At 42.6% G+C, this 1,522-nt stretch carries 2 protein-coding genes and 1 pseudogene; 2 read left to right on the top strand and 1 reads right to left on the bottom strand.

All coding sequences use genetic code 11. From position 1 onward, the window contains the following. A pseudogene (locus R7Q47_RS24150) lies at nucleotides 1-169 on the top strand (slipin family protein); the annotation flags it as partial. Nucleotides 170-296: 127 nt separating this feature from the next. Here R7Q47_RS24150 and R7Q47_RS24145 read toward each other — a convergent pair. Then, nucleotides 297-725 carry a globin gene (locus R7Q47_RS24145; RefSeq protein ID WP_318089726.1) on the bottom strand — a complete coding sequence of 143 codons (429 nt, stop codon included), beginning with the start codon at nucleotides 723-725 and terminating at the stop codon, nucleotides 297-299. Nucleotides 726-1,039: 314 nt separating this feature from the next. Here R7Q47_RS24145 and R7Q47_RS24140 point away from each other — a divergent pair. Then, nucleotides 1,040-1,522: nitroreductase family protein (locus R7Q47_RS24140; RefSeq protein WP_318089723.1), on the top strand; the 483-nt coding region annotated here is incomplete at its 3' end.

Genomic DNA, 1,522 nt, shown 5'->3' with positions numbered 1-1,522 from the left:
AAACGAAGCGCCAAACGCGCTGCAATTACGCTATATGCAAACCTTAACCGAAATTACGACGGACAAAACCTCAACCATCATCTTCCCAATGCCAATTAATTTGGTCGAAGCGGTGACGGACATTGCCAACGCCGTTAAAAAGAATCAGGGGCAGGATAAAGAAGAATAGCCACATTAATTTTCAAATAAGGGCGGAAGCGGCTTGGGTTTAACTTGAGCGGACCTAGTTTGGTCTCGTTGAGTTTGGTGTAAACAGTAAGGCCGCTTCTTCATATTAGATATCACAAACCTTTCGATCACTGATCCGTGTCGGATTTACTTGGCGGTGTACCACATTCGCGTTTCATGATTTCCAGACCCGATTTAAAACAAGCGCGCCATGCCTTTTCAACGTCGGAGTTGTACTCATAATCACACTCTTGTACTGCTTCCAATAAGCTTTCAAACCAAATATCAATGTCTTCGGGTTTGATACCAATGTTACCGATACCGTGCTTTTTGCCATACTTTTCCATCATTTTTCGCGCATCAGAAGACGTGTCTGTCATCATAAAAAAGACTATCGAGCCTTTGAGCATACGAACTTGCTTTTGCATATCTACGCCTTCAAATTTCTGCCGAAAGCTCTTTCCTTTCGACCAAAACTTGGCATAAAACCGCTCGAAAAAGTGCTCACTGAGAACACAACGCTCGTAACTGTCGTTGAAAACCTCAATCACATTCATGACCACTCCAAATGAAAACCAGAGTACAACTCATATTTTATGAGTGTAATTTAATATCTCAAACAAGGGACAAGCGAATATCTCAAAGCTTGTAATTTTGGCCAAGAAACAGCAAAGACCACGTTCTCTACACAAAGTTTGAAACATCACTCCCAAGTTCTCAGTTCGATTTTCAACAAAAAGTTAAAAGTGATTTAAATAAAAGCCATCTTATCAATTGCTGGTTATTCGGTACTATGAACTCACTTTCGAGGTACGCGTGGTTGTCGAAGCTAAAAGCGGCCGATATAAAACTGAATAACGAGGATAAAAACGTGTCTCATCAAATCATTAAAGATCTAAACAGCCGCTACACAGCGAAAAAATACGACGCAGAAAAACGCATTTCTCAAGAAGATATGGCCATCATCAAAGAAGCCATTCGTCTGTCTGCATCGTCAATCAACTCGCAACCATGGAAATTCATTGTGATTGAAAGTGATGAAGCGAAACAACGCTTCCACAGCACGTTCGCGAACAAACACCAATTTAACCAACCCCACGCAACCACGGCGTCGCACACTATCCTTCTTGCTTACGATCCTAAGTTCACAAAAGAGAAGTTTGCAAAACGTGTGGATGCCGAAGTCACCTCAGGTCACCTACCTGCAGAGATGTACAACACCTTTATGGGCGCATACGCATTTGCCGAAGCGAACACCGATGAAAATGGCTTCAACGGTCATTGGACTAAGGCGCAAGTTTACATCGCACTGGGTAACCTACTGCACACATTAGCGCGCCTTGGTATTGACTCA

The sequence above is a fragment of the Vibrio sp. Vb0349 genome, assembly GCF_033338975.1.
This window is presented reverse-complemented; position numbering and strand designations above follow the sequence as displayed.